Raw genomic sequence first — 3,801 nt, forward strand, 5'->3', positions numbered from 1 at the left:
CCGGACGGGCCGAGGGAACGGCCCGTCCGGCGCCGGGGAGGGCGGCGCGATCCGGCCGCGGACGCCGATCAGCTCATGGAACGGTCATCGTGGCAGGCCGACGTGCTTCTCCGGCGGGACGATCTCCCCTCCCGAGAGCCTCAGTCGCGGCGCGACGCGCGGACCGCGCCAGGCGGAGACGTCGGTGCCCTCGGGCGCGTGGCGGGCGATGTAGTCGGCGTAGATCTGGAACCACTCCTGCGCCGTGTAGGGCGACCAACCGTGCTGCTTGGCCCGGCCGTAAACGAAGGTGAAGCCGGACTGCGGGCTGGTCAGGGCGTCGGTCCGCTGCTGGAACAGCTCCACGGCGGTGTTCAGGAAGTAGGTGTCGGTGTCCCCGACGTACACGAAGACCTTTCCCTGGAGCTTGGGGCCGAGCGTCGGCCATTCGGCGGCGACCTTCGCGGACAGGTCCATCGCCCTCCACCCGGCCGTCACCGCGTGGTCGATCGTCCCGGACGCCTTGTCCCAGGCCAGGGCCGGATAGCCGTCCCGGCCCCGGGGGCTGAACAGGGCCTCCCACATGGCCCAGGAACCGCCCGAGCGGTCCCTGTCGCCGCGGGCCAGCTCCCACAGGTTCTCCTGCGCGTTGACGTAGTTCGTGTCACCCGCGACGTTCCGGCTGTCCGGACGCGGCGTCCGGTCCCATTCGCGGACGGTCTCGTAGGCGTTCCCGTCGCCGTACACGTTGACGATCTGCTCGCGGCGCAGGTCCACCGGGTCGGGGTAGCCGGCGAACGCGCCGCCGTAGACGTCCGGATAGAAGATCTGGCCGGCAAGGGCCATCCACCCGCCGGTCGAGCCGCCGCTGGTGACGCGCCCGTACGGCTCGGCGATGGTGTGGAACCGCGCGTCGATCGCCGGGATCAGCTCGCGCGTGGTCGCCTGCCCGTAGGGCCCGAGGTTCGGCGTGTCCACGGCGTAGGACGTGTCGTAGAACGGGTTCTCCTCGCGGAGTTCGACGACGATGAAGCGCGGCGCCGCGTCCGACAGCCACCACTTGGAGAACGCGTTGCCGCCGTCCTCCCGGAAACCGCGCGGGGCGTTCGTCGTGAAGTGCCCGAAGTGGTACTCGACCGGGTACCGGACGGTCCCGTCCGGGTCGTATCCGGCCGGGAGCAGGATGTTCGCGCCGATGTAGATGGGCCGTCCCCAGAACGCCGACAGCGACGGGCTCTGGATCTTGACGTGCTTCACGTGCGCGGTGTCGGCCGGGTTGCCCTGCTGGCAGGTGCCGCCCGGCGGAACCGGCTGGGACGGCGCGATCAGCCGGTCCAGGGTCAGCTGGACCGTCCCGCCGTGCGCGGGGTCGATGTCCACCCGGCGCGGGGTGCTGGAGAAGTTTCCGGGGGACGCGAACAGGTTCATGCCGTCCCCGCAGGGCATGTGCATCTTCACCGTGGAGCCGTCGCCGCGCCGGAACGTGTCGTAGGTGTTGAAGAACGCCTGCACCGAGTACCGCCCGGCGGGCAGCGACGCGATGCTCCTGAGCGGGTAGCCGTACGTCCCGGCGCCCGCGTCCAGGACGACGCTCCCGCCCGGCCGCACGCCGTCGGCGTTCCGGCCCCAGAAGGGGACGCCGCCGGTGATGTCGGTCTGGTCGCGGGGCTCGGAGTCCCCCTTCCGGGAGACGATCACGTAGGCGCGTCCGTCCACCGCGGCCTTGGCGACGGACGGCGAGAGGGTGACGGCGAACCGGAGCCGGCCGTGGCCGGACACCCCGGCCGCGGTCGTCCCGGTCACCACGAGCAGTACGGCGCACAGCGCGCCGGCGAGCCGAGCCCGCATGGGCCCACCTCCAGGGGGATGAGGAGCTTCCGCTCGGATCAATCCCCCCGCGCGGAACTTTCGTATCACCGGTCACAGAAGTCGGGACGGCGGTTTGGGCGATGATCGCAAGGACAGGCCCGACACGTCCCTTTCTCGCGGGCTCCGGGCCGCTTTCAAGGGGGCTCCCGGCCGCGCGCCGGATCACCGCGTCCGACACAATCGGGTCCGTACCCGTGGAGGAGGCTCAGCCATGACCACAGCCGGGACCGGCCGTCCCTACGACATCGTGCTGTTCGGCGCCACCGGGTTCACCGGCGGCCTGACCGCCGAGTACCTCGCCGCGAAGGCCGAACCCGGCCTCCGCTGGGCGCTCGCCGGACGCGACCCGCGGAAGCTGGAGGCCGTCCGCGACCGGCTCGCCGCGATCGACCCCACGCTCGCCGAGCTGCCGCTTCTGCGCGCCGACACCTCCGACGCCGCCTCGATCGAGCGCGTCGCCGGGGCCGCCCGGGTGGTGGTCTCCACCGTCGGCCCGTACGTCCGGCTCGGCGAACCCCTCGTCGCCGCCTGCGCCCGGCTCGGCACCGACTACGTCGACCTCACCGGCGAGCCGACCTTCGTCGACCGGATGTACGTCGAGCACCACGAGCAGGCCGTCCGGTCCGGGGCGCGAATCGTGCACGCCTGCGGTTTCGACTCCATCCCGTCCGACCTCGGCACGTACTTCACCGTCCAGCAACTGCCGGAGGGCGTCCCGCTGCGCGTCGAGGCGTTCCTGCGGGTCAACGGCATGTTCTCGGGCGGGACACTGCACTCGTCGGTCGGCATCTTCGCGGACGTGCCGGGCATGGTCCGCGCCGAGCGGGAGCGGCGGCGCGTCGAGCCCGCCCCCGCGGACGGTCGCCGGGTGCGGGTCGCGCGCGGCCCCGTTCCCCGCGCCCGCGCCGGCTGGACGCTGCCCCTGCCGGTCATCGACTCGCAGATCGTCGCCCGCTCGGCCGCGGCGCTCGACCGCTACGGCCCGGACTTCACCTTCGGCCACTTCCTGGCGGTGAAGCGGCTGCCGAGCGCCGTCGGGCTCGCCCTCGGCACCGTGGGCGTGCTCGCCGCCGCGCAGTTGCCGCCGACCCGCTCGCTGCTGCTGAAGCTCGGCACGCCCGGCGAGGGGCCGTCCGCCGAGCGGCGCGCCGGGCACTGGTTCTCGCTCACCTTCGTCGGCGAGGGCGGCGGCGAGCGCGTGGTGACCGAGGTGGCGGGCGGCGATCCGGGCTACGGCGAGACCTCCAAGATGCTCGCCGAGTCGGCCCTGTGCCTCGCGCAGGACGACCTCCCGGACGTCGCGGGCCAGCTCACGACGGCGCAGGCCATGGGCGACGCGCTCATCGACCGCCTCGTCAAGGCGGGCCTGACCTTCCGCGTCCTCTCCACGACCTCCCCCTGACCCCTGACCCCGCGAGGCGCGCGGCCGGGCGTCGCGCCGTAGGGCGGGTGGCTTCGAGGCACCCCTAGGTCAGCGGGCGGCCGAGGACGCGATCCAGGGCAGCGGCGACCTCCGTGGAGAGGTCGCCCCCCGAGGCCGCCGCGGCGGGCACGCCCCCGGCCGTCCGGGTCGCCTCGTCCCGGACGGCCTCCCGGGTGTGGCCGCAGTCGCGGCACTCCACGTCCCCGAGGCGGCAGACGAGCGCGGCCGAGCCGCAGGACGCGCAGTGGTCGAGGGCGTCGGCCCACCCGTCCACGCGCTGGCAGGCCGGGCAGACCAGGACCTGGTGGTCGGCGAGGACCCCGCGCCGCCAGGGGCTGGAGCCTCGCACGGGATCGGTCTGCCGCGCCCCGCAGCGGAAGCAGGGCATCACACCTCCAGCGGGTGCGAGGGGCCGGGCGGACTCCCGGCCGGTGCGTCAAGTGTGCGGAGAACCCCGTGACCGCCGCAACCGCCGCGGACGGCGGCGGTCCCCGGCCGGCCGCCGGGGAGCGGGCACGCGCCCGGACGTC

The 3,801-nt window shown here is 73.8% G+C and carries 3 protein-coding genes; 1 reads left to right on the forward strand and 2 read right to left on the reverse strand.

The window, feature by feature from the left end:
- Nucleotides 1-84 precede the first annotated feature (84 nt).
- Nucleotides 85-1,827: an alpha/beta hydrolase-fold protein gene (locus DZF91_RS26835; protein WP_117359953.1), complete on the reverse strand. Its 1,743-nt coding sequence runs from the start codon at nt 1,825-1,827 to the stop codon at nt 85-87.
- A 232-nt stretch (nt 1,828-2,059) separates the two neighbouring features.
- Between DZF91_RS26835 and DZF91_RS26840 the strand changes: the two genes are divergently transcribed.
- Nucleotides 2,060-3,250, forward strand: a complete 1,191-nt coding sequence (locus DZF91_RS26840) for a saccharopine dehydrogenase family protein (RefSeq protein ID WP_117359954.1) — start codon at nt 2,060-2,062, stop codon at nt 3,248-3,250.
- Between the two features lie 64 nt (nt 3,251-3,314).
- Here the strand turns inward: DZF91_RS26840 and DZF91_RS26845 are convergent, their stop codons facing one another.
- The gene (locus DZF91_RS26845) at nt 3,315-3,620 is read right to left on the reverse strand and encodes a hypothetical protein (RefSeq protein WP_235834595.1); all 306 of its coding nucleotides are present in this window, start codon (nt 3,618-3,620) and stop codon (nt 3,315-3,317) included.
- Nucleotides 3,621-3,801 lie beyond the last annotated feature (181 nt).

The organism is Actinomadura logoneensis, assembly GCF_003428695.1.
GTDB classification, from domain to species: domain Bacteria; phylum Actinomycetota; class Actinomycetes; order Streptosporangiales; family Streptosporangiaceae; genus Spirillospora; species Spirillospora logoneensis.